We start from the raw sequence: 21,018 nt of genomic DNA on the forward strand, positions 1-21,018 counted from the left end.
CCGAGTACAAGGCCATCCGCGCCGCGCTGATCGCCGCCTGAGCCACCCCCTGAACCGCCGGGGCGCGGCCCTCCCCCACCGCGCCCCGGCCCCCCTCTCGACACACCGGAGACGAGACACCGTGACCAGCACCGCCGCATACCTCCAGGCCGCGCAGCGCGCCCGCACCATCGCCTACGTCGCCCGCGACCGCTTCGCCGACGGCCAGATCCGCGCCGCCATCCTCGCCATCGCCGCGTGCCTGGACGAGGCCGCCCGCGAGCTGGACGCCGCCGCGACCACCGCGCCCGCCCAGGTCCCCGACTCGGCCGCGTCCGAGGTGTTCATGGCCGAGCAGCACGCCGTCGACTGCCCGCGCACCCGGTTCCCCGCCCTCCTCGGCGAGTACGTCCTGGCGCCCCTCGGCGGCCGCACGCTCCCCATGCCCGAGCCGCTGCGCCCCCTCGACGCCGAACGCGCGGCCCGTGAGACGGACCTGGTCAACCGGCTGGAGCAGCTCCACGCGGACACCGAGATGCAGGCCGACGCCCCCGACACGTGGCTGCGCACCGTCCTGATGGTCTGGCAGAAGCACATGCGCCTGGCCGACGAGGTCCTCGCGACCAACGGCCGCCCCTGCAACCAGCGCTGACCAGCGCTCGCCGGGCGGGCCTGTCACAGCACACGCCCGCCCGGCGTTCCCCCCGACGAGAGCACGTCGGGCCGACCACACACCGGAGGAACACCCCCGTGGACGACACCGCCCAGGACCCGGCCGCCGCCTCGGCCGCCAAGCTCGCCGAGGGCGCCCGCCCCGCATGGGAGCTGTACGCCGCCGCGCACAGGGGCGTGACCATGGCCGACCTGATCAGCGACCTACTGCACCTCGCCGACCGCCTGCCCGACGAGCAGGACAAGGGCGCTGACGAGATCCTCGCCCGCGCCCAGCGCGACTACGACGCCGAGCGTCCGTAGAGCGGTCGCGCCCCGGGGCCCGGACGTACGAGCCGCCCCGGGGCGCGACGCAAGCCCCACCCGCAGGACCCAATGCCCCGGCCGGAGAGCACCGCGCCGGACCAGACCACGAACGAAGGAACACCGCGCCGTGACCATGCCCGCAGTCGCCCACGCGACCACCGCCGCCCCGCTCGCCGCCCTCCTGCCCACCCGCATGGGCAACACCTGGCGGATTGGACCGGCGCCGTACGGCATCCGCAACAACGTCGCCACCTCCCGACTGACGGACGGCCGCCGCGCGCTGATCGTCGTGGAGGAGGGCAACCGCGTCGAGCTGTACGCCGACCGCCCGGACACCTTCCCCATCACCCCGGACGCCGTCGTCGACGGCACGGACCCTTCCGCCGTCGCCGCGCTGGCCGCCCGCGCGCTGCGCTGGATCCTCCCCACGCTGGACGCCGAACGGATGCGGGCCGACGCCGCCGGGTGCAAGGACCCCGCCGACCAGTGGCGGCGCTTCCTGCGGTTGAAGGGCACCCACCTGATCGACGTCGGCTTCAGCCTCATCGACCACGGCGCGCACCCCGTGCCGCGAGAGATCCCCGGCCAGATGGCGCGGAAGGCCGACCACATGGACGAGTGGGGGCACCCGCTGGCCATGGAGCGTCCGGACGGGCCCGGACTGGCGTGGACGGCCGCGAGCGGCGCCGAGTGGGGCGTGTGGTCGCACGGGTGCGGCCCGGCCTACACCCTGACCTACGAGGGCCCCATGCGCGGCCTATACGGGGCGCTGCCGGTCCTGCTGCCCCCGCTGGGCACCCACACCCCCACGGACGCCGGTAGCGCGTTCACGCGGCACCTGACGGACCGCTTCCCGCAGCTCCAGCCCGTCGACGCCGACGAGGTCGAGTTCGGCGGCTACCAGGACCTGCACGGCTGGATCGCGCTTCCCTCCCGCGCGGAGCTGGGCGACGTCGTCGACGACGACACCCGCGTCTGCGCCCAGGTCGGCCCGGTCGGCGCCGACTTCCTGCTCGCCGCCGCCGCGCACCTGATCTGACCCCAGCCGCCCGGCCGCGCCCCCGGCCCCTCGTGCTGGGGGCGCGGCCCGCCTCGAAAGGCACCACGACATGACCACCGTCACCGCCCCGGCCCGCCCGTCCTCCCCCGCCGTCACGCTCGCCGAGCACGTCGCCGCGCTCCTCCCAGAGCGAGCCGGCGTTCCGTGGACCGTCGAACCGTGCTCCCCCTGGTGGACCGCCCGGCACCCCGGCGCCCGCCTGGTCCAGGGCAAGCGCGCCCTTGTCCTGGTGGCGCGCACCTGGGACACCGAGATTGGGTGGCAGCTCCCGCACCGCGAGCCGACCCGCCCAGACCTGCGCATCGACCGCATGGCCCCGGCCGCCATCGCCCGCGACGTGCTGCGCCTGGTCCTGCCCGTCCTCGACGACGAAGCCGCCCACGGCCTCGAGGACGGCGCCCGCGCCCGCCGGGGAGCGCTCGTCGACATCGGCACCGCGATGCGCGCCCAGGGAGCTGCCACGTACGAGCGGGCCAGTCTCCTGGTGAACACCGCGTGCATCGTGTGGTCCTCGAGCGGGCTGCGCTACTCGGCCACCCTGCACGGCACCAACCCCGTGGCGTCCGTCCAGATCCAGGGCCCGGTGCGCGCCCTCGAGCGGGCCGTCGCCCACTTCCTGCCCGAGGCCGCGCCCGGACGCCCGATCACCCCGGCCGGGATACGCGGCCGCCTCGAGCGGCGCATGGCCAACGTCCTCGCCCGGCACGGCCACGTCGAGCAGCTCGACGGCAAGGGCCTGGCGTTCGGCGAGAAGTCCGGCCCGTACGGGCACGTCGCCCCCGCCCTGGACCCGGCCGCCCGCGCCCACGACAACACGCTCACGTCCGTCGACGTCCACGGCGTCGGCGTCGACTTCCTGCTGTCCCTCGCCCCGCAGCTCGCCCGCTGACCCCGGGTGCGCCCCGTCAGCCGGCTCACGGGGCGCACCCCCTCCTGGAAGGACACTCCCGCAGTGACCACCGCCAACCTGGCCCCGATCACCGACCTGTTCGCCGCCGAAGACAAGGCCCGCGCCGTCGCCCGCGACATGCTGCCGCTGCTCGCCGCGACGCTCCGCGCGCAGTACCCCACCGGCGTGCACCTGGCGCTGTACCGGGACAGCGACGGGGAACTCAGCTACCACTCCGTGCGCACCGCCCAGGGCGAGACCGTGTTCCGGTTCCCGACCCGCTGGTGGGACATGGGCCGCTTCCCGCAGCCGGTCCCGGCCGAGATCGCCGCCCTGTGGCCGGATCACGATGCGAGCGACCCGGGCACCGTGCTGTCGATGATTCAGCAGGTCGACCAACACGGCGTCCTGTCGTTCCTCCCCGACGAGGCGATGTGGCCGCACGAGGAGGACCTGGACCTGACGCCCGTGGGCCTCCGGCTCATCTGCCCGTGCGGCGCCCCCGACGGGGTGTGCGCCCCCTGCTGCGGCACCGAGCCGTGCGGCCCGAACGTCTGCTCCGCGTGCACCCTGTGGCGGTCGCGATGATCCCCGCCGAGCCCGAGCACCTGGCCGCCCTGGACGCCCTGCTGCGCCCGTCCTCCGTCTCGTCGTTCGCCGTGGCCCTGGACGCCGCCGAGGTGCACGCCGAGACCCTCCGAGGGCTGCACACGACCGAGGGACTCGGCCGGTACTGCCGTACGGCTCTGCCGCCGGTCCTGCGCCGCCTCCTGGCCGTCGAGTCCGAACTGGCCACCGTCCGCGCGAAGGTCGCCGGGCACATCGCCGCGCACGACCAGGGCCACGACCCGACGGCCGGGGAGCTGCTCGAGGACCTCCGGCGCGCCGGGGTCGACCTGGCGCACGACGTCACCGCGGCGGCCGCCGTCCTCGAGGGCCAGGCGCACGCCGCCACGTTCTGACCGGCCCCCTGCAACAGCCTCGAGCCCGCCCGCGTTCCTTGCTGCGCCCGGCCTTCCCGGTCGGGCGCAGCGCCCCTCCGAGGAGATCCCCACGTGAGCCGCCACTCCCGCACCAAGCCCAACCGGCACGACCGCCAGGCCCGGCACGCCGGGTTCGACGCGCTGCTGCCACGCCTCAAGCGGGGCAAGCTCACCCCGGAGGAGGCCGCCCTCCTGGCCGCGTACGTCCTCGAGGAGCGGCGCCTGGGCGAGAAGACCCGCCGGTCCCTGACCGCCACGACCCGGACCCTGGCCGCGCACCGGGAGGCCGCCGACGCGGCGATCCGGGAGGCCGAGGAGACGAACGAGGCGCACCGCGTCGCCGTCGCCGAGGCGCTCGGGGCACCGGCCGACACCCCGTGGTCCGCGCTCGTCGGCCGCGCCCACGACGCGCAGCACTGGGCAGGGCGTGCCCGGCGCGACGTCGGGGAGACCGAGCAGCTCCGCGAGCGGCTGCGCCAGTCGGAGGAGGCGCGGGCCACGCTGCGGGGGCGCCTGGCCGAGGCGGTGAGGGGCGGCCGGCTGAGGGTCGAGTGCCTGACGACGGGGGACCCGGTCGCACTCGGTCGGGCCGTCGCCGACATCGTCCGGCGCGCACCGCAGCACCTCGGCTGAGACACCCCAGGAACCCCAGGAACGCGCAGCCCATGGCAACGGGTTGCGCGTTTCTACTGTTCGCACACGCATGCATTGCCCAGGGTGTACTATTCGGCGTGTTGGTGGAGAGCGCCGCCGACGCGGACCACGAAGAAGAGGAACACCAGATGCGGACCCTGCCCCCAGCGGTCGCCACCGCCGTGCACGTCGCCACCCTCGCCCGCAAGGCAGGGAAGCCGATCCCGCCGAAGGTGTACGCCGTCCTGGAGGCCGCCGCCAACCCGTGGCCCGCCGAGTGGCTGCTCGCCCCGCTCCCCGGCGACCCGATCCGCGTGGTGGAGCTGTTCGCCGGTCCCGGCGGCTGGTCCGAGGGCATCGCCGCCGTCCTCGGCGTGGCCGTCGACTCGTGCGGAGTGGACATCTCCCCGGACGCCTGCGCTACCGCCCGCGCCGCCGGACACCGCCGCATCTGCGCCGACATCACCACCCTGGACCCCGAGCACATCGCACTGCGCTACACCGCCGCCGTCATCATCAGCCCGCCGTGCCCCACGTTCTCCCCGGCGGGCAAGCTGTCCGGTCTCGAGGCCCGCAACATCGACATCCTGTGCACCGCCATCGCCTACGTGGGCGAGGCCGCCGGATTCCTGCCCGTCGACGAAATCTTCGACTTCCACGACGAGGACGACTACGACGAGGACGGGAACTGCCCGTGCGAGCCGGGCGAGGGTTGCATGGCGCCCTTCGCCCCGCGCTCTGGTGCCACCTGGGATGAGGTCCGCGAGATGGCTGCCGAGGTCAGCGACCCCCGCATTGCCCTGATGCTCGAGGTCGTCATCTGGCCGCTCGCGCTGCAGGCCGCCGGGGCACCGATCCGCTGGATGGCCATGGAGCAGTCGCACAACCTGCCCGAGGACATCCTCGACTACCTGTCCGGCGAGTTCCGGTGTGCCGAGTGGTTCTACACCAGCCACGACATCATGGAGGCTGCGGACTACGGCCTGCCCTCCCGCCGCAAGCGCGTGTACATGGTCGCCACCCGCACCTACACGCCCGCGATCACACGCCGCATCCGCCCGCTCCCCGCGACGTCCATGGCGCAGGCCCTCGGCTGGCAGCCCGGCGAGCGCGTCAACACGCGCGGCACCCGCCCCATCGACCCGAAGACCGGCCGCCCCAAGGGCGGGAACTGTTTCTCCGCCGACGGCCCGTCCTGGTGCCTCACCGGCAAGTCCCGCACCTGGAAGCGAGAGAGCGACGGCCTGCGCCTCACCGAGTCGGAGGCTGGTCTCCTCGTCGGGTTCCGCCGCTCCTACCCGTGGCAGGGAAGCCGCACGAGCGCCTTCCAACAGGCCGCCGACGTCGTCTCCCCGGTCATGGCCGCCATCGTCCTGTCCGGCATGTTCGGCGCCCTCGGCGAGGCCCTGGTGCGCGACTACCTCGCCCAGCTCTACGAGATGGACGACATGCTCGCCCAGGACGACTACGACCTAGTCACCTAGCCCCCTCGCCCCGCCCGGCCCCCGCCCACCCGGCGGGGGCCGCCGTCGTTCCCGGCCCCGTGCAACAGCCTGCCGCCATCCGCCGTTCCCCCGGTCATGAGCCTGCCACCGCCCCACGCTGCGCCGTACGCCCCGTTCACCCTCCCGGTGACCCTCAGCGCCACCGTCACCGTGAACGGCGTGGAGATCGGCGCGCAGGAGTGCGTGGACCCGCACGCCTGGGCCGCCATGTCGACCGACCCGGCCGCCGTCGCCGCGTACGAGCGGCTGGTGTGGGAGCGCCTGGGCCGGGCCATCGTCGAGCACCTGGCCCCGGCCGTGACCGTCGGCGTCCCCGCCGCGCCCGTCCGGGCCGAGCGTCAGACCCCCGACGTACCCTCCGAAGCATGAGCACCCCCACCCCCGCCCCGGAGGAGACTCCGTTCGACCCGCACGCCTTCCCCGCCGACCTGGTCGCCGCACAGCGCGAGCTCGCCGAGGCGTACGCCGCGCTCCACACGCTGCAAAAGCGGCTCCCCTGGTCCCGGGAACCTCACGACGGATGGCCGGAGGTGACGGACCGCGGACGGGAGCGGCCCGGCCGTGAAGCCTCGCCCGGGTGGGCGGCCGCCGACGCCGCCGAGTTCGACCGGCTCATGCGCCGGCTGCAGGAGCTGGCCGCGTTCGTGCAGGGACACGGGCACTGGAAGGCGTGCCGGGACAACGGCGCGGACATGGTCGCCACCCGGCAGGCACTCAAGCACGCCCCCGGCGCCGTCCCGTCCGCCCTCGAGCGCCAGGACGTCACCGCGGCCGCGTAACCGACGCTCCTGTCCGACGGGCCCCCAGAGCGGGGAAGGGGTACAGGGCGGCCCACACGGGGCGCGCCCCCGCTCGAGAGGGGCCCGCCGTGGCTCTCCCCGTCCGCACCTACCTGGTGACCAACGCCCCCGCCCTGTTCGGCCCGGGTGCGCGCATCGTCGTCCGCAGCACGGCCCCGGCCGGTGCCGTCGTCGACCGCGTCGTCCGCGGCCGCGCCGTCCGCGTGGAGCTCACCGACACCCCGCTGCCCGCCTACGGCGACGTCTACGTCGCGGAGCTCCAGCTCCCCCGCCTGTAGCCCGAACGCCCCCGCGGCCCTGTCAGCCCCCGGCAGGGCCGCGCCGGGGCATCTCCCCCTGCCGCCGCTCGTCGACGCCCTGGGATGGCTCGGAGTCGCTCCGGTGAGCCACGCGCAACCCCGGCTGTGGCCACTGGTACGCCATGATCCGCACGGTCGTGTCCCCGTGCAGGTCCACCTCGACCTGGTAGCGGACCGTTCCGTCCGCCCAGTTCTGCCGCGCCACGACCGGCGCGTGCCGCCACTTCCCGCCGGACATCACCTGCAGCGCCGGGCGGTCGGTCCTGGGCCAGGTCCACACCTCCGGGCGTGGCCCGTCCTCCGGGCGCCACGGCCGGGCCGGTACCGCGTCCGGGATATCTGCCATGCCTCCGACTGTAGGCAGCGCGCGACGCAAGGCGCCCCCGGCCCCCACGATCCGCGGCCTTACCCGTCCGCCTGGAAGGCCCCGCCGTGAAGACCCACCGCCCGCAGTCCGAGCAGCACTCCCGCCTGATCGTCGCCCTCGGCGCTGGCCTGCTCGTGTTCGCCCTGGTGGTGCTGTTCGCCGCCCTGGTCGCCGACGACGACAGCGACAGCAGCTCCCACCGCTGCCCGGGGTACGCCGTCGGCACCGTCGACCCGTACACCTGCCTCCCGTACAGCCACGGCCACGGCCACGGCCACGGCGCAGGGGCGACTACCAAGCATCCCGGGAGCAGCGCCCGCCGGCCCGCGCAGCCGCGGCCGAAGGCGCCCGTCGCGAAGGTCCCGGCCGCGCCCAAGCCAGCGGCGCCGAAGGCCCCCGCCGCGCCCCCGCGGCTCTCCCTGAAGAAGTGACCGCGCGACACAAGCCGTCCGCGCCCGGCACCGTCCGCGCGCCTGTCCACCCCGTACGGAAGGAACCCCGTGTCTGACACCGCCCCGGCCTCGGACGAGCTCGAGCTGATCTCCGACAACCGCTGTGTGCGCTACAACCGCGCGATCCTCGCCCTGCTCCTGGTGAACCTCGCCGCCACCGTCGGGTTCGGCGTCCTCGGCGTGCACGACCGCCACCAGGACGCGAAGCCGAACCCGAAGCCGTCGCACACTGCGACGTCCACGCCCAGGCCGAGCGCGACCCCGTCCGCGCCGGAGCCGTCCAGCTCGCCCACCCCGGGCCCGTCGCTCTCGTTCCCCCCGGACCCGACCGGCAGTGCGTGCAACATCTTCGACCCCGAGTGCGACAGCGGCGCCTCGAGCTGACCTCCCCGCACTGCTGCGCCCCGGCCGGACGACTCCCCGGCCGGGGCGCAGTCATGTCCGGCCCCCAGGCCCCGCGGCCGGCCGAGGGTGACCGCCCAGTAACCCAGCAGCGGACACAAAACCTCCACATCAGGAAGGGTGCGCTCCCGCTCGCCGCACGTCCGCGGCCGCCGACCGGTGGCCACGTGCCGCGGGCAGAAGGGAGCAGCGTGCAACCGCACGTCATGAAGGCAATGCACGACTGGCGCATGAGCTGGGACGACCAGCAGTTCGCGGCACAACAGGCCTTCACCGCGGCGTTCCCCGCCCTCACCCCGGCGGAGAAGTGCCAGTGCTTCGGCCCGACCCTGCGCTGGAAGACCCTCGGCGAGGGCGAGGGCAAGGTGTGCCTGGACGACCACGGGCGCGCCACGATCGAGTTCGAACGCGTCCCCAAGGCCGTGGTCGGCCAGGCCATGAAGGAGACGTGGGGCGCCGACTGGTTCGACGAGGGCCCCGGCGGGTTCGCCGTGGCGGAGCCAGGCAGCTACCACTACGAGGACGAGCAGACGTACGCGGAGTACCAGTTCGACGTCCACGACGACGGGACCGTCACGTTCTGGATCTCCTACGTGAAGATCGACGACATCGTGACGATCCTCGACGAGCTCGAGCAGGCCCTGGCCGCGCACCGCTGATGCGGGCTCGAGGTGACGTGACGCGATGCCCGGGTCCGTACCGCGTCACGTCACCTGCCCGGCAGAATGGCGGCATGGACTCCACCGTCGCGTTCACCGCCGCCCTGGCCGTCACCACCGCGGGCGGGATCGCGGTCCACCTCCTGGTGCGCGCCCAGACGGCCGCGGCCGTCCCCGGGCCGGTCGTCGACGGCCAGGCGCTGAGGCGTACGCACGAGCGGCGCGCCGAGACGTACACCGAGTTCTCCACGGCCGCGGGCCAGATCGCCGCCATGGTCATGGTGTGGTCGCACCTGCCGCAGGACGCCCGGCCCCACGCGCTCGACCAGGCGCGCGCCCATCTGCAGACCCTGCGCGCTCAGCACGTGGCAGTGCTGGCCGACTCCGACACGGCCATCCGGGAGGCCGCGGCCGCGGTCGTCGCCGACTCCGAGCGGCTCGTCGACGCGCTCGTCCTGGACGCCGACCCGGGCCCGGAGGAGCTGCGCCTCGCCGCGGCGCATGACCTCACCCTGCCGTTCCTCCGGGCGTGCCGGGCGTACCTCGAGGCCGAGTCCGAACGGCACTTCGGTCTCCGCCCCGCCGCCGGGCGCAGCCTGTTCGGTCGCCTCTCCGCGAGGTGACGTGACGCGCCCAGAGCTGCGGATTCGCGTCACGTCACCTCACGGCGCACCGTAGCGCGCGACGCAAGCCCCGCCCGTTCGTACGGTCCGCGGTCATGTCTCCGACTGCCGCACTGCCCCGTACCCGGATCGCCGGCCTCGCGGCCCGCGCCCGGAACATCGTCGACTCCGGCCTGGTCTCCCGCACGACGGCCGTTCCCGACTGGCCCGCCCGCCTGGAGCAGCTCCACCGCCTGACTGCGACCCCCGCCGCCGACCGGAGCGCCGCCATCGCGCGGCTCGACGACCGCGTCGTGTGCGACCTCCTGATCCTGTCGTACCTGCACAACGGCACCCCGTACGCCCTGTGGGCGGACAACCTGGCCGGGTTCGCCGAGGACGTCCTGGGCGCGCCGACCTGGGCGCACCTGCAGACGTTCGTCGACTTCCTCGCCTGGAGGGACCCGGGCGCTCGAGTTCCCCGGCCCGCTGCCCCCGGCCCTCGGTAGGCTCTGCCTCGGAGACCTCGTCGGACTCCCCCTCTTGGGCCCCGCGCGGCGGGGATGCAGCCCGTTCCGACCGGGCTGACCGCGCGCGCCCGGCCCCGGGCCGCGCTCGTCCGCCGCCCATGAGGAGATCCCTCGATGCCCACCCCTAAGCACGTCCTGGTCGTCCCCGTCGCAGAGGGCGGCGAGTTCGTTCTCGCGCACGCCCTGGACAGCGGGATCCGCGTCTGGACGCGGGGCCTGACCCGCCGCGTCGACGAGCGGCCCCGACGACTCCGCGGTGTCGCCGCCCCGCTGTACGGCGGAACCATCAGCGACATGGCGCCCCTGGCCGACTTCGTGGCCGACTTCCTGGAGCACGCCGTCGACGACCCGGCCATGCCGCTGACTCTGGGCCGGATCCGCGACACCCGGCCGATCGTCGCGCGGACCAACTCCGACGCCCTGTCCAGCCGCATGCACTTCTCGTACCGCTCCATGTCGCCGCTGCACACCGTCGGCCCGTGGGACGGTGCCGCGGCCGAGCTGCTCCTCAGCCGCGTGCGGGGCGCGGACTTCCGGCACATGGGGTTCTTCGCCACCGGTCTGCCGGAGCTCCCCGCCGGCGCCACCCCGGACGCCCTGCCCGCCGCGGTCATCAGCCGGGAGCGCGCCGAGTTCCTCGCCGAGTGGCTGCACGCTTCGGCCGGGCAGGTCCTCCACCACCTGGGGCGCGACTTCCAGCGCCGGTGACCGCCACCGCGCGACGTAAGGCGCGGCCGCCGCCCACTCTCCCCGCCTCGCCCCAGGGTGCGCCCACAGGGCCGTGAACACCGCGGCCCGGCACCCGGGGGCAGGCGAGGAGACCAGTGCTGTGAAGGCACGACGGCGAACCGGGCCCACCGACGTGGTGAAGGCGATCGTCTACGACCGGGACGGCGGCGCGTGCGTGCGCTGCGCCGGGCGGCAGGACCTGACCATCCACCATCGCGTGAACCGCGGCATGGGCGGCGCCCGCGAGGCGTGGATCAACCAGGCGCACAACCTCCTGCTCGTGTGCACGGTGTGCAACTCCTGGTTCGAGGACAACCCGCGGGAGTCGTACCAGCACGGTTGGAAGGTCCGCCGGCCGGAGCTGCCGGGCGAGGTCCTGGTGCGCTACCCCGACGGCCGGGACTACGTGCTCACCCCCGACGGTGTGCGCTCCACGACCGTGGAGGCCGCCCGATGACCGGCTCCCGCCGCACCCGCGTGTTCCCGCTGACTGCCCAGTGGTACCTCGCCACGTGGCGCAGCAAGTACCGGCTGCGCGCGAAGACCATCCGCACAAGCGTCGACGGCCGCCAGAAGATCATCGGCTTCGCTGCGACGGTCCTCGGGTTCACCGTCGCCCTCGGCGTGTTCTCCGGCTGCTGCCACACCACGCACGGCTGGTACCGCGACTTCGGCCACCGGTTCGGCCGGTACACGATCGGAGGCTGGCGAACCGTCCGGCGCGTGCCGGTGTCGACGGGCTGGGCGTTCGGCGGGGACGGCAGCCGCATCGGTTGCACCGTCACGGTCGCCTCTCGCACCCTGATGTTCGCCAAGCTCGCCACCCGCGCCGACCTACACGCGAGTTGCCAGTGCCACAGGCCCCGCTCGTTCTGGACCGAGAAGCGGGTACGCCTCGCCCTGCGTGCCGTGACCGTGGCCCTCGTCGCCCTGGACGTGGTGCTCGTCGCCCTCGCCTGGTGCTTGTGGCCCGTGTCGTACCTGGTCACGGCCGCGTACACCGTGTGGGTGGCGCTGACGTGGGTCAAGCGGCCGCACTTCCTGGACGTCGGCCGGTTCACCGCCGGCGTCTGGCGCGTGCACCCGGGCACGAACACGCCGATCCTCGGCCTGTTCTGGGCGCGGCACGGCGCCGGTCCCAAGGGTCCGAAGGCTGGCCTCGAGCTCGTCATCGGCGGGTACGGCATGGCTGCCTTCGCTCTGATGCCGCGCAGCGAGTGGCCCGCCTACAAGCAGGCGAAGGCCGAACGGCGCGCCCGACGCAAGGAGCTCGAGGCATGAGCCCCCGGATGCAGCGCACGATGCGCGCCCCTCGAGGCCTGCGCCTGGGCCCGGTCTGGCTGTGGGCCGCGCGCGTCCCCCAGGGCCCGGCTCTCGGGTACGGGCCGATCGCGACGACCGACACTCCCCGCAACCCAGCTCCCGGCCAGCAGTACATGCGCGAGGGCAGCGGCCGCGTCCTGGTCCTGGGCGGCATCGCGTTCGCGGTGCTCCGCTGCAGGTCAGTGCCCGTGCCCGCGCGGCACTCCTGACAGGGTGATTTACCTGGGTGTACTATTCTCCGCGTTGCGGCGGGATGGGGCTTCCCCAGTCGCCGCAGCCGGCGCAAGACCGCGCCACGGAAACGGAGAACAGCCACCATGCCCAAGGCTGGGATCACCTACGGCCCGCGTATCGCGGCCCCGGACTACGAGCAGATTGCCCGTGACGCCGAGCGCCAGGTCCTCGAGGAGCTCGGCCTCGAGCGTGCCGAGGACCTGGTCGCCAAGGCGCGCCCCGACACCCTGGTCGTCAAGGCCGCGGAAGTCCTGCAGCAGGCGGACGCGGAGCTCGCGGCCTACCTCGGCGACCGGGACCGGGCGCTCGCGCACCTGTGGTTCTACGAGCAGCGCCTGGGCCTGGCGAAGACCGTGGGCCTGACGAACATCGGCTACCGGCAGATCCTCGCGAAGATGATGACCGGCGACAAGCGGGGCGACCTGCCGGCGAACCTGTCGAACGAGGAGCTCGTCAAGGCCGCGGAGGAGGCGGGCATCGAGCGCGTCGAGAACGCCGAGGCGAAGCTCCTGGAGACGGCCCCGATCGTGTTCGCCGCCCGGACCCGCCGGGACGTCGCCGTGCGCTACATGCAGGAGGCGGTGCTCGCCCTGTCGCAGGAGCCCTACGGCTGGTCGCCCGACCGGATCGCCGAACACGCGGGCGTCCACCGTGACTTGATCTACAAGCAGCGCCGGACGGCCCGCAAGCGCCACGGCATGTGACCCCCACCAGCTCCACCCACCGGCCCTACGGGGCCGGTTCTTTTTTGCCCGCCCCGCAGGTCATACCGGGGACGGGTTCCTGGGCCCCGGTCACCGGAGACGGGTTACCGGGCGCCGGTTTAGCGGTCGCCGGAGTTCCGGCCCCCGGGTAACTGGGCCCCTTTAGTAAGAAGATCAAGTACATCCATCAAGTCTGTTCCGATGCCTTCGCTTCGCTCAGGCATCGGCGGGTGCTGGGGCTTGCTAGAGCTCGAGCGGCGACAAGCGCAGCAGCAGCGGCAGGGGAGCGGCTGTCACAGAATCGGATCACCTGGCGTTCCCCCGGGCATGACGATGCGATCCATGCCCACGCGCACGATGCTCCCGCCGCACCTGACCCGGCACTACTACGAGACTCAGCGGCGGCTCCTCCTCGAGGAGGGCATGGACACCAAGCCCTGGTACCGGCTCACCCCGGCAGAGCGGGCCTCCGTGGAGCAGCAGGTCGAGATACTCCGCCAGGCGATCCGCGCGGCCGAGGAGGAGCAGGACCTCGTCGCCCAGTACAACGCCCCGCCAGCCGCCGACATCCCGGCCGCGGAGGACAGCCCCGCCCCGGAGCCCTGCGACTGCATGGGCTGCACGATGCGCGCCACGTTCACCGAGCTGCTGAAGGAGGCGTACAAGCCCCTCGGCTGGACCGTGTCGGAGCCCAGTGGCCCGCTCGAGCCGTTCTCCGTCAACGTGGTCCCGCTCGACACCCGCCGCTGGGGCGTCCCGCTGACCCGGGAGGAGGAGGCCCGCCTGGCGGCCGCCACCGACGAGGCGTTCGGGAAGCTGACTCTCATCACGGCCGGCATCGACTTCGCTGTCCTGACGGGCCCCGCCCCCATGGGCCCGATCACCTTCGGGCCCGCCGATCCCAAGCCGCAGGATGCCGCGCTCCGTGCTGCCGCCGAGGCCGCGATCCGGAAGTGGGAGGCCGAGGGTCGCCCGCTCAAGCTGATCTATCCGCCGGAGCCGATCAAGTTCCAGAAGACGCCCGGCGCCAACTGGATCGACACGGCCGCGCTGGAGAAGGATCTCCGCCGCCGGTACGGGAGCCCGTTCGAGGCCATGCGCCGCGAGTACTGGGCGCAGTGGCGGATCGCGCCCCAGAGCCCGCTCAGGGGTGTAACGGATTTCCTCGGCTGACGTACTACAGGTGTGGCTGGCTGACAGACCCCGAATCGCTCCCGGGTAAAGCAGCTCCAGCCAGCACCCCCCGAAGACCGGGGGCGCCCCCGCTCCACCTCCCCGGAGCAGGGCCGCCCCCGGCAAGACTTCCGGCACCCACGCTGATCCCTTCCCCGGGTGGCGTCTCCAAAGGAGTGCCGGATCCCGCGGCCTGGCCGACGGTCTGGGCATGGACCGTTCGGCCAGGCCGCGACACTAGATCCCTCCGCGCTGCACCTTCCGCGGCATGTCCCGCACGCAGCCCCCCACCTCGAGACTCCGCGTCGCCCCCGCACGCGAGGAGCTGCAGCGCTCACGGAAGCCCGGCGTCGTCTCCCGGGACGCCGCCAACGTCGCCGACATCCTGCTGCGCGCTCCCGTCGCCGCCCGCCGCCACGCCTTCAAGTACGACATCAGCGTCCGCGAGCGGCCGTACGTCATGCGGGAAGTGGAGCGGGCCACCGGCTCCATGTACGGCCTGTGGCGGGACACCCCATCGGGCTTCGTCGAGGACGTCCTGGGCGAGTCCATATGGAGCCTGCAGCGCGAGGTCCTCGACGCGCTCGTCGACCACAAGCGCGTCGCCGTCCCCGCAGGCTTCGGCGTCGGCAAGACCCACCTGGCCGCGCGCGCCGCCGTCTGGTTCGTCAACGTCTACCCGGTCGGCACCGCGCTGTGCATCACCACCGCCACCCGCTTCCGCCAGGTCCAGCGGCAGCTCTGGCCCCACATCCGGAAAGTCGTCCCCCGCGCCGGCCTGCCCGGAGCCTGCGACACCGTCCAGTACAAGATGCCGACCCCGCAGGGGCACGACTTCGTCGCCGCCTACGGCTTCTCCGCGCCCGCCAACGACGAGGCCGCGATGCAGGGCATCCACATGGCCCACATCCTCCTGATCGTCGACGAGGCGGGCGGTATCGCCCCGATGATCGGCCACGGCACCAACAACCTCCTGACCGGCGGCCACGCGGCGATGCTGGCCATCGGCAACCCGGCCATGGACGACCCGGCGAGCTGGTTCGAGGAACTGTGCATCGAGGGCGACGACCCCGACGAGCCGACGACCATCACCCTGCCGATCTCCTCCCTCGACTCCCCGGCGATCACGGGGGAGCGGGTGCCGTACTGCACGGACTGCCCCGACTCCACGCACGACCGGCACACCCTCGCCCGGCACATGCCAGACCAGGACTGGGTGGACCGCACCATCCGCTCGTACGGCGAAGATCACCCGTACGTCATCGCGAAGGTGTACGCGAAGTTCCCCAAGGGTGGTGGCGGTCTCGTCGTCCCGCCCACCTGGATCGACAGCGCCCTGAGCGCCCCGAACCCGGACGGTCCCGGCTGGCACCGCCTGTGCGACCTCGGCCTCGAGGGCGAGACCGGCACGCACACCGTGAAAGAGGGTGCCTGGGTCCGCCTGGGCGTCGACGTCGCCGCCGACGGTGGCGATGAGTTCACCATCGCCCGCTCCGTCGGGGACGTCGTCGAGAACCGGCACGCCTCCGCCGGCTCCGCCAACGACAACCAGGTCAAGGTCGCCGAACGCGTCCTCGAGGAGATCCTCGCCGCGCAGCGCCTGGCCGACGCCCTGGGCTCCCCGCACCCCGTCCGCGTCAAGGTCGACAAGAACGGCATCGGCCACGGCGTGACCGGCATGCTCGAGCGCTGGGCCGAGACCGGCCGCCACAAGGCGCAGATCGTCGGCGTCATGGTCTCCGAGAACCCCACCCAGGACGACCCGGGCGCCGTCATGCGCCCGTACCGCAAGCGTGACGAGATGTGGCTCGCGACCAGGGCACTCCTGCAGCCGGATCCGTCGACCGGCACCGGCCGCCTGCGGTTCTGCTTCGACAAGAAGACCGCGGCGCAGCTCTCCACCCCGAAACTCCTGTCGAACGCCGGCGGCTACTCCGTCGTCGAGTCCAAGAAGCAGATGAAGCAGCGCGGCATGAAGTCCCCCGACCGGGCCGAGGCCGTCCTCCTGGCCCTGTACGAGCCGGAGCCGATCAACCCCCCGCGCCGCCGCGGCCTGCTCAACTAGTCCGTCACAAGTGCATCCGTCGGGGCGGAAAGCGTGCAAACTCTTGTGCCATGAGTTCGACCGCTCGTCACCCCAGCGAAAGCGGCGACCGCCCCACCGAGGCGGCCGCCCTTTCTGTAGTACCTGCGCCCGCGCCCGCGCTGCGCGAGCTCGAGCGGGTCCTGGACGTGTTCCGGACGGTCAACCGCAAGGCCAAGGACGTCGTGTCGGACTCCCGCCTGCAGCAACTCGAATGGGTCGCGGGCGAGCTCTCCCTGGCGCTCCCCCTCGGCCTGACCGAGACCGCCGGCGACTCCCTCGCCGAGCTGCTCGCACCGGACGCCGTGCACGCCTACCTGCTCTACGGGCGCGGCGGCTACCTGCGGACCGCGCCCATAGTCGCCACCGACCCCACCAGCTACGACACCTCGGAGCGCATCCGGATCTTCTGCCTCGGCATCATCGCCGAGCAGGCCCGGATCGAGTTCGAGGCACCCGACCTTCCCCCGTGGGGACTGCGCCCCACCGTCTCCCCGAAGAAGGCCGACCTCATCACGGACCACCTGGAGGAGCAGGCCAAGCAGTGGACCGAGGTTGACCGGCCGGACGTCATCGTCCGCGGCCTGGCCATGTGGGGCGTCATGCGGGACGCCCTGCCGCGACTGGGCGAGCTGGAGTCCATGCTCGTCGAGGACATGGTCATCGAGGGGAAGACCCCCGTAGCGCTCACGATCGTGCGCCAGCCCCAGGGCGGCCTGCGCGGGAAGATGCCCGAGCCCGAGATCGTCGGTCTGTCCCCGGACACCGGCCGCCGTCTTGAGGGCTGGCTCGAGCGCCGCACCCGCCTGATGACCCGGCTGCAGGGCGGCGTGCCCCGGCACCTGTGGCTGTCCGCCTGGCACCCCAACACCGGCGTCCCCATCGACCGGCGCGGCATCAGCCGCTGGTACAAGGGCGTCGCCGACGAGGTCCAGGTCAAGCAGGACGCCGAGGGGACGCCGGAGGAGGAACTCGTGCCGACCCGGTGGGAGACGATGCGCCGTACCCTCCTCGCGCACCGGCAGGCCACGGGAACCGCACCTGACCAGCGCGGGAAGCTACCGCCGTCGCCTGCATAGGGTGCGCCCGTGCTCCTCTCCGACAAAGACATCCGCAAGGCCATAGCCAACGACCGGCTGGGCATCGCTCCCTTCGACGACGCGATGGTGCAGCCGGCGTCCGTCGACGTGCGCCTAGCCCGCCAGTTCCGGGTCTTCGAGAACCACCGCGCCACCCACATCGACCCGGCCGAGGAACAGTCCGACCTCACCCGTCTCGTCGAGCCGGAGGGCGACGAACCGTTCATCCTGCACCCCGGGGAATTCGTCCTCGCATCGACGTACGAGGTCATCACCCTGGCCGACGATCTCGCCGCCCGCCTCGAGGGCAAGAGCTCCCTCGGCCGGCTGGGGCTGGTCACCCACTCCACCGCCGGGTTCATCGACCCCGGCTTCTCCGGCCACGTCACGCTCGAGCTGTCCAACCTGGCGAACCTGCCGATCAAGCTGTGGCCCGGCATGAAGGTCGGCCAGTTGTGCGTGTTCGCCCTGTCCAGCCCGGCCGAGCACCCGTACGGCAGCACCGAGTGCGGCTCCCGCTACCAGGGACAGAGCGGGCCGACCGCGTCCCGCTCGAGCCGGAACTTCCACCGCACCGCACTGCCCTCGACGTAGATCACCCGAGACGGCCCCTGGCGGCCCCCAGGGCGCTGCTACGGTCCCCGCATGGACGTCGCCCAGTCTCAAGCCGCCACAGTGCCTCTCACGGTCGCAGAGCGCGCCCAGGTGGAGACCGCCGCGGCGGCCGCCGGGAAGACGTTCGACGACTTCGTGCGGGATGCCGTCCTCGCCGCGGCGTACGACCCGCTCGTCGTCGCCCTCGAGCGGGCCGCCGACACCGTCGCCGCCCGCAGCGCGGCCGACCGGATCCGCCACGACTACGCGGGCTGAGTCCCTTCGGCCCCTTGGCACACGAAAGGGCCCGGTACCGACGGGGGATGCGGTACCGGGCCCTCCTGGCAGGTTACTTGCTCCGGTCGCGTGCTGCTTCGGCTTCGCTCGCGCGAGTCTCCAGGGCGCGCTCCCGGTCCGCGGCCGCGCGGAGCTGCTCCTTCGCCTGGTCCAGCTCGCTGCGCAGCTCGTCGATTCGGGTCTCGCGCGTCTCCAGCCGCTTGTTCGTGCGCTCGAGCTCCGCGGCGAGTCCGGCCCGGACCGTCTCGGCCGCGTCCTTCGCCGCGGTGACCATGCCCTCGGCGTTCCGCATGGCCTGCCGCCCGCTCTCCTCCGCCTCGTTGGCGCGCGCCTCCGCGGCCGCGGCCCTCGCGTTGGCCTCCTCGACCTGCGCCGCGGCGGCCGCCTGCCCCTGCTCGAGCGTCGTGGTCATCTCCGCGACCCGGCGGTCGGCCTCGACCCGGGCCTCCCCGGCGGCGTTCTCCGCGGCCTGGACCTCCTCCGCCGTACGCCGGCGCATCGCGTTGATCTCGTCGGCCGCGGCCTGGCGGGCAGCGTTGACGTGCGTCTCGGTCAAGGCCTTCGCCTCGGCGATCTCGCGCTTGGCCTCGGCGCGCGCCTCCTCCGCCGACGTCTCCGCCGCCTCGACCCTGGCGTTGGCCTCCCTGTTGATCCGCTCGACCTCGGCCTGGAAGTGGGCGCGGGCTTCCTCGAGCTCCGCCTCCATCTGCTCCGCGGCCTGGTTGGCGGCCTCCGCCTCCTGTTCGGCCGCACCCTTCGCGTTCTGCGCGGCGACCTTGGCTGAGCGCTCCTGGTCCGCGCGCGCCTCGGCCTGCGCGATACGGGTGTTGGCCTCGCTCTCCACGGCGAGCACCTGGGCCTCGGCCGCCTCCGGGTCGTTGATCGTCTGCATCAGATCGACGTACCGGGGCAGGTCGCGGAGCAGCCCCTGAACGTGGCCGATCACCTGCTCCCGGACGTTGACCGCGTTCACCGCGGCGTCCGTGACGGGCTTGTCGGTCTCCGGCTCCTCCACGGCGGGCGCGCCGCCCGCGGCCCTGGCCATCTTGCGCTTCGCCCGCCACGCGCTGCCGGCGTTGTGGTCCGGCCGGACGCAGTACTCCGGCGCCGGGCCGGGCGCCGACGGATCCCTCTTCGGCTCCCGCTCGTCCCCGCATCCGGGGAACTTGCAGGTCACCTGTTCCGCGTTCTCCCCGGCCGGGGCATCGGCGCTGGGCTCGCTCATGGACGTTGCTCTCCTGGGTCGCTTCGGTCGCTCTGGAGGTCCGGGCGCCCGAGTTGTACCACACGCGAGAACTCATCCCATCTCATCTCATCTCAACTCATCACGGTGATGAGATGTGATGCGATGGGATGAGATTGGATCGCGCACCGGGGTTTCCGGGCCCGCGTTGTCGGCGCCCGCCGCTACCGTGCTGGGATGCCACGTCCCCAACCCATTGAGCTGTGGGCCGGACTGAACCCCCGCCAGCAGACGTACCTCACCGCGGTCTACAACGCCGACCAGAACGCCGAGGCCAACCAGAAGGGCGGCGCGTTCGACTGGGGACACGGCCCGCCGGCCAGCGAGTGGCGGTGGCAGACCTTTTGCCTGAAGGCCCCGAAGGAATGGGTGGGCCGCACGGCCATGCAGTACGAGCTGGACGCGAAGGGCGAGCACGACCAGGGCGCCGGGTCCTCCCTCGCCGCGCTGCGCCGACGCGCGCTGATCGAGGTCGCAGAGGACCAAGTTCAGACCGTGCTCGGCTGGGTCCCCCGCGTACGGGTGAAGTTGACGACCCTCGGCCGCGCCACCGCCCGCGCGGGCCTCGGCCACACCGCGCCCAAGTCCCCGCCGCGCGGGATGCTCTCCGAGTGGCTGTGGTCCAACCTCGTGCGCCTCTACCGGGCCGGGCCCGAGGGGATGCCCAGCGAGTCACCGCGCGGCACCCCGTACGAGGAACGCGCCCCTTCCCAGAAGGCCCGCCTCTTCCTGGAACGGATGGACCGCAAGGAGGGACGGTTCATCGAGCAGCGCCGCGTGAAGAACGGGGAGCCGTACGAGAGCTACCTGAATCCCGGGCAGATGATCACCCCGACCGAGCCCCGAGTGTTCCTCACCGACGCAGGCCGCGCGCACTACGAGCACCATCTGCGCTGCTACGCCGAGCTGTACCCGGACATCGAGGCGCCCGTACCTGAACATCTCCCCGAGGACGCCCACCTCGGCCTGGAGTCCCACAAGGTCCACAAGCCCCGCGGACTCCTGGCCCGCCCTCCGTACCTGCTCCTGGTCGCGCTGGTCTCGGCCGACGTGCGCAACCACCTGTGGATCCGCAAGGAGTTCCACCGGTACGGCAGCGGCCTCGACAGCGTCACGGCGGACGCCCTGGCCGCGCTGCCGGCGGGGATCACTCACCCCCGCAATGTCACGCGCAGCGCTACCGCGCCCGGCAAGCTGCTCACGTTCCGCGGCGGCCCGCTTGCCGCCGAGACTGTGGTCTCCCCATGGCTGGACCCGTGGCGCCGGACGCGGGAGGGAGACCTGACGATCCTGCACCTGACCGACGCCGGCCGCGCACACTACGCCGCCAACCTCCCCGCGTACAAAGCCACCTACGACGACGTGGACGCCCCGGACGCACCCGAGGAGTGGGCCAGCCTCCCCGCGGGCCAGTGAACGCC

General features: G+C 73.0%; 29 protein-coding genes. 27 read left to right on the top strand and 2 right to left on the bottom strand.

The annotated features are described in order from the left end of the window. Nucleotides 1-121: 121 nt before the first annotated feature. From ACFY3I_RS38095 to ACFY3I_RS38145, 11 genes are all read left to right on the top strand, one after another. On the top strand, nt 122-631 hold the full coding sequence (locus ACFY3I_RS38095) for a hypothetical protein (RefSeq protein ID WP_390865533.1): 510 nt from the start codon (nt 122-124) through the stop codon (nt 629-631). 98 nt (nt 632-729) lie between these two features. Further along, complete coding sequence (locus ACFY3I_RS38100; RefSeq protein ID WP_390865534.1) at nt 730-954, top strand: hypothetical protein; 225 nt, start codon at nt 730-732, stop codon at nt 952-954. Nucleotides 955-1,084: 130 nt separating this feature from the next. Next, nucleotides 1,085-1,996: a hypothetical protein gene (locus ACFY3I_RS38105; protein WP_390865535.1), complete on the top strand. Its 912-nt coding sequence runs from the start codon at nt 1,085-1,087 to the stop codon at nt 1,994-1,996. A gap of 70 nt (nt 1,997-2,066) precedes the next feature. Beyond that, on the top strand, nt 2,067-2,906 hold the full coding sequence (locus tag ACFY3I_RS38110; protein WP_390865536.1) for a hypothetical protein: 840 nt from the start codon (nt 2,067-2,069) through the stop codon (nt 2,904-2,906). Between the two features lie 63 nt (nt 2,907-2,969). Next, nucleotides 2,970-3,494, top strand: a complete 525-nt coding sequence (locus ACFY3I_RS38115; RefSeq protein ID WP_390865537.1) for a hypothetical protein — start codon at nt 2,970-2,972, stop codon at nt 3,492-3,494. Then, a complete protein-coding gene (locus ACFY3I_RS38120) occupies nt 3,491-3,868 on the top strand; it encodes a hypothetical protein (protein ID WP_390865538.1) in 378 nt (125 codons plus the stop codon). The genes ACFY3I_RS38115 and ACFY3I_RS38120 overlap by 4 nt, the downstream gene beginning before the upstream one ends. Before the next feature lie 93 nt (nt 3,869-3,961). Continuing rightward, a complete protein-coding gene (locus tag ACFY3I_RS38125; protein ID WP_390865539.1) occupies nt 3,962-4,522 on the top strand; it encodes a hypothetical protein in 561 nt (186 codons plus the stop codon). A 98-nt stretch (nt 4,523-4,620) separates the two neighbouring features. Next, on the top strand, nt 4,621-6,006 hold the full coding sequence (locus ACFY3I_RS38130; protein WP_390865540.1) for a DNA cytosine methyltransferase: 1,386 nt from the start codon (nt 4,621-4,623) through the stop codon (nt 6,004-6,006). A 96-nt stretch (nt 6,007-6,102) separates the two neighbouring features. Next, complete coding sequence (locus tag ACFY3I_RS38135; protein ID WP_390865541.1) at nt 6,103-6,396, top strand: hypothetical protein; 294 nt, start codon at nt 6,103-6,105, stop codon at nt 6,394-6,396. Beyond that, on the top strand, nt 6,393-6,806 hold the full coding sequence (locus tag ACFY3I_RS38140) for a hypothetical protein (RefSeq protein WP_390865542.1): 414 nt from the start codon (nt 6,393-6,395) through the stop codon (nt 6,804-6,806). Before ACFY3I_RS38135 ends, ACFY3I_RS38140 begins: the two co-directional genes overlap by 4 nt. Nucleotides 6,807-6,895: 89 nt before the next feature. Next, nucleotides 6,896-7,105 carry a hypothetical protein gene (locus ACFY3I_RS38145; RefSeq protein WP_390865543.1) on the top strand — a complete coding sequence of 70 codons (210 nt, stop codon included), beginning with the start codon at nt 6,896-6,898 and terminating at the stop codon, nt 7,103-7,105. A gap of 22 nt (nt 7,106-7,127) precedes the next feature. Here ACFY3I_RS38145 and ACFY3I_RS38150 read toward each other — a convergent pair whose 3' ends face one another. Next, nucleotides 7,128-7,472 (bottom strand): hypothetical protein, encoded by a 345-nt coding sequence (locus ACFY3I_RS38150; RefSeq protein WP_390865544.1) that lies wholly within the window; start codon nt 7,470-7,472, stop codon nt 7,128-7,130. 86 nt (nt 7,473-7,558) lie between these two features. Here ACFY3I_RS38150 and ACFY3I_RS38155 point away from each other — a divergent pair, with 86 nt between their 5' ends. From ACFY3I_RS38155 to ACFY3I_RS38225, 15 genes are all read left to right on the top strand, one after another. Further along, a complete protein-coding gene (locus tag ACFY3I_RS38155; protein ID WP_390865545.1) occupies nt 7,559-7,924 on the top strand; it encodes a hypothetical protein in 366 nt (121 codons plus the stop codon). Between the two features lie 69 nt (nt 7,925-7,993). Continuing rightward, nucleotides 7,994-8,329 (top strand): hypothetical protein, encoded by a 336-nt coding sequence (locus ACFY3I_RS38160; protein ID WP_390865546.1) that lies wholly within the window; start codon nt 7,994-7,996, stop codon nt 8,327-8,329. Nucleotides 8,330-8,553: 224 nt separating this feature from the next. Further along, on the top strand, nt 8,554-9,006 hold the full coding sequence (locus ACFY3I_RS38165) for a hypothetical protein (protein ID WP_390865547.1): 453 nt from the start codon (nt 8,554-8,556) through the stop codon (nt 9,004-9,006). Nucleotides 9,007-9,080: 74 nt separating this feature from the next. After that, the gene (locus ACFY3I_RS38170; RefSeq protein ID WP_390865548.1) at nt 9,081-9,629 is read left to right on the top strand and encodes a hypothetical protein; all 549 of its coding nucleotides are present in this window, start codon (nt 9,081-9,083) and stop codon (nt 9,627-9,629) included. A 95-nt stretch (nt 9,630-9,724) separates the two neighbouring features. Further along, the gene (locus ACFY3I_RS38175) at nt 9,725-10,117 is read left to right on the top strand and encodes a hypothetical protein (RefSeq protein ID WP_390865549.1); all 393 of its coding nucleotides are present in this window, start codon (nt 9,725-9,727) and stop codon (nt 10,115-10,117) included. Nucleotides 10,118-10,252: 135 nt separating this feature from the next. After that, nucleotides 10,253-10,846: a hypothetical protein gene (locus ACFY3I_RS38180; RefSeq protein ID WP_390865550.1), complete on the top strand. Its 594-nt coding sequence runs from the start codon at nt 10,253-10,255 to the stop codon at nt 10,844-10,846. A 121-nt stretch (nt 10,847-10,967) separates the two neighbouring features. Beyond that, complete coding sequence (locus tag ACFY3I_RS38185; RefSeq protein ID WP_390865551.1) at nt 10,968-11,324, top strand: HNH endonuclease signature motif containing protein; 357 nt, start codon at nt 10,968-10,970, stop codon at nt 11,322-11,324. Then, on the top strand, nt 11,321-12,148 hold the full coding sequence (locus ACFY3I_RS38190) for a hypothetical protein (RefSeq protein ID WP_390865552.1): 828 nt from the start codon (nt 11,321-11,323) through the stop codon (nt 12,146-12,148). Before ACFY3I_RS38185 ends, ACFY3I_RS38190 begins: the two co-directional genes overlap by 4 nt. Continuing rightward, entirely contained in the window at nt 12,145-12,399 is a 255-nt protein-coding gene (locus tag ACFY3I_RS38195; RefSeq protein ID WP_390865553.1) for a hypothetical protein, read from the top strand. The genes ACFY3I_RS38190 and ACFY3I_RS38195 overlap by 4 nt, the downstream gene beginning before the upstream one ends. Before the next feature lie 108 nt (nt 12,400-12,507). After that, nucleotides 12,508-13,128, top strand: a complete 621-nt coding sequence (locus ACFY3I_RS38200) for a hypothetical protein (protein ID WP_390865554.1) — start codon at nt 12,508-12,510, stop codon at nt 13,126-13,128. A 342-nt stretch (nt 13,129-13,470) separates the two neighbouring features. Beyond that, nucleotides 13,471-14,301 carry a hypothetical protein gene (locus tag ACFY3I_RS38205; RefSeq protein WP_390865555.1) on the top strand — a complete coding sequence of 277 codons (831 nt, stop codon included), beginning with the start codon at nt 13,471-13,473 and terminating at the stop codon, nt 14,299-14,301. A gap of 268 nt (nt 14,302-14,569) precedes the next feature. Continuing rightward, nucleotides 14,570-16,366: a hypothetical protein gene (locus ACFY3I_RS38210; protein ID WP_390865556.1), complete on the top strand. Its 1,797-nt coding sequence runs from the start codon at nt 14,570-14,572 to the stop codon at nt 16,364-16,366. A gap of 50 nt (nt 16,367-16,416) precedes the next feature. Then, nucleotides 16,417-17,463 (top strand): hypothetical protein, encoded by a 1,047-nt coding sequence (locus ACFY3I_RS38215; protein ID WP_390865557.1) that lies wholly within the window; start codon nt 16,417-16,419, stop codon nt 17,461-17,463. Nucleotides 17,464-17,472: 9 nt separating this feature from the next. After that, complete coding sequence (gene dcd / locus ACFY3I_RS38220) at nt 17,473-18,057, top strand: dCTP deaminase (protein ID WP_390865558.1); 585 nt, start codon at nt 17,473-17,475, stop codon at nt 18,055-18,057. Between the two features lie 51 nt (nt 18,058-18,108). Continuing rightward, on the top strand, nt 18,109-18,333 hold the full coding sequence (locus tag ACFY3I_RS38225; RefSeq protein WP_390865559.1) for a hypothetical protein: 225 nt from the start codon (nt 18,109-18,111) through the stop codon (nt 18,331-18,333). 73 nt (nt 18,334-18,406) lie between these two features. Here ACFY3I_RS38225 and ACFY3I_RS38230 read toward each other — a convergent pair whose 3' ends face one another. Next, on the bottom strand, nt 18,407-19,579 hold the full coding sequence (locus ACFY3I_RS38230) for a hypothetical protein (RefSeq protein WP_390865560.1): 1,173 nt from the start codon (nt 19,577-19,579) through the stop codon (nt 18,407-18,409). Between the two features lie 195 nt (nt 19,580-19,774). Between ACFY3I_RS38230 and ACFY3I_RS38235 the strand changes: the two genes are divergently transcribed. Continuing rightward, the gene (locus tag ACFY3I_RS38235) at nt 19,775-21,013 is read left to right on the top strand and encodes a hypothetical protein (protein ID WP_390865561.1); all 1,239 of its coding nucleotides are present in this window, start codon (nt 19,775-19,777) and stop codon (nt 21,011-21,013) included. Nucleotides 21,014-21,018 lie beyond the last annotated feature (5 nt).

Origin of the sequence: Streptomyces sp. NPDC001068 (genome assembly GCF_042897315.1) — a bacterium.
Classification (GTDB): domain Bacteria; phylum Actinomycetota; class Actinomycetes; order Streptomycetales; family Streptomycetaceae; genus Streptomyces.

What these genes read in the sequence shown, in the direction of transcription:
- ACFY3I_RS38165 (WP_390865547.1), top strand. Translation starts at nt 8,554, where the DNA reads ATGAAGGCAATGCACGACTGGCGCATGAGCTGGGACGACCAGCAGTTC.
- ACFY3I_RS38195 (WP_390865553.1), top strand. Translation starts at nt 12,145, where the DNA reads ATGAGCCCCCGGATGCAGCGCACGATGCGCGCCCCTCGAGGCCTGCGC.
- ACFY3I_RS38215 (WP_390865557.1), top strand. Translation starts at nt 16,417, where the DNA reads ATGAGTTCGACCGCTCGTCACCCCAGCGAAAGCGGCGACCGCCCCACC.
- ACFY3I_RS38200 (WP_390865554.1), top strand. Translation starts at nt 12,508, where the DNA reads ATGCCCAAGGCTGGGATCACCTACGGCCCGCGTATCGCGGCCCCGGAC.
- ACFY3I_RS38135 (WP_390865541.1), top strand. Translation starts at nt 6,103, where the DNA reads ATGAGCCTGCCACCGCCCCACGCTGCGCCGTACGCCCCGTTCACCCTC.
- ACFY3I_RS38110 (WP_390865536.1), top strand. Translation starts at nt 2,067, where the DNA reads ATGACCACCGTCACCGCCCCGGCCCGCCCGTCCTCCCCCGCCGTCACG.
- ACFY3I_RS38140 (WP_390865542.1), top strand. Translation starts at nt 6,393, where the DNA reads ATGAGCACCCCCACCCCCGCCCCGGAGGAGACTCCGTTCGACCCGCAC.
- ACFY3I_RS38225 (WP_390865559.1), top strand. Translation starts at nt 18,109, where the DNA reads ATGGACGTCGCCCAGTCTCAAGCCGCCACAGTGCCTCTCACGGTCGCA.
- ACFY3I_RS38175 (WP_390865549.1), top strand. Translation starts at nt 9,725, where the DNA reads ATGTCTCCGACTGCCGCACTGCCCCGTACCCGGATCGCCGGCCTCGCG.
- ACFY3I_RS38235 (WP_390865561.1), top strand. Translation starts at nt 19,775, where the DNA reads ATGCCACGTCCCCAACCCATTGAGCTGTGGGCCGGACTGAACCCCCGC.
- ACFY3I_RS38170 (WP_390865548.1), top strand. Translation starts at nt 9,081, where the DNA reads ATGGACTCCACCGTCGCGTTCACCGCCGCCCTGGCCGTCACCACCGCG.
- ACFY3I_RS38150 (WP_390865544.1), bottom strand. Translation starts at nt 7,472, where the DNA reads ATGGCAGATATCCCGGACGCGGTACCGGCCCGGCCGTGGCGCCCGGAG.
- ACFY3I_RS38230 (WP_390865560.1), bottom strand. Translation starts at nt 19,579, where the DNA reads ATGAGCGAGCCCAGCGCCGATGCCCCGGCCGGGGAGAACGCGGAACAG.
- ACFY3I_RS38205 (WP_390865555.1), top strand. Translation starts at nt 13,471, where the DNA reads ATGCCCACGCGCACGATGCTCCCGCCGCACCTGACCCGGCACTACTAC.
- ACFY3I_RS38120 (WP_390865538.1), top strand. Translation starts at nt 3,491, where the DNA reads ATGATCCCCGCCGAGCCCGAGCACCTGGCCGCCCTGGACGCCCTGCTG.
- ACFY3I_RS38190 (WP_390865552.1), top strand. Translation starts at nt 11,321, where the DNA reads ATGACCGGCTCCCGCCGCACCCGCGTGTTCCCGCTGACTGCCCAGTGG.
- ACFY3I_RS38210 (WP_390865556.1), top strand. Translation starts at nt 14,570, where the DNA reads ATGTCCCGCACGCAGCCCCCCACCTCGAGACTCCGCGTCGCCCCCGCA.
- ACFY3I_RS38180 (WP_390865550.1), top strand. Translation starts at nt 10,253, where the DNA reads ATGCCCACCCCTAAGCACGTCCTGGTCGTCCCCGTCGCAGAGGGCGGC.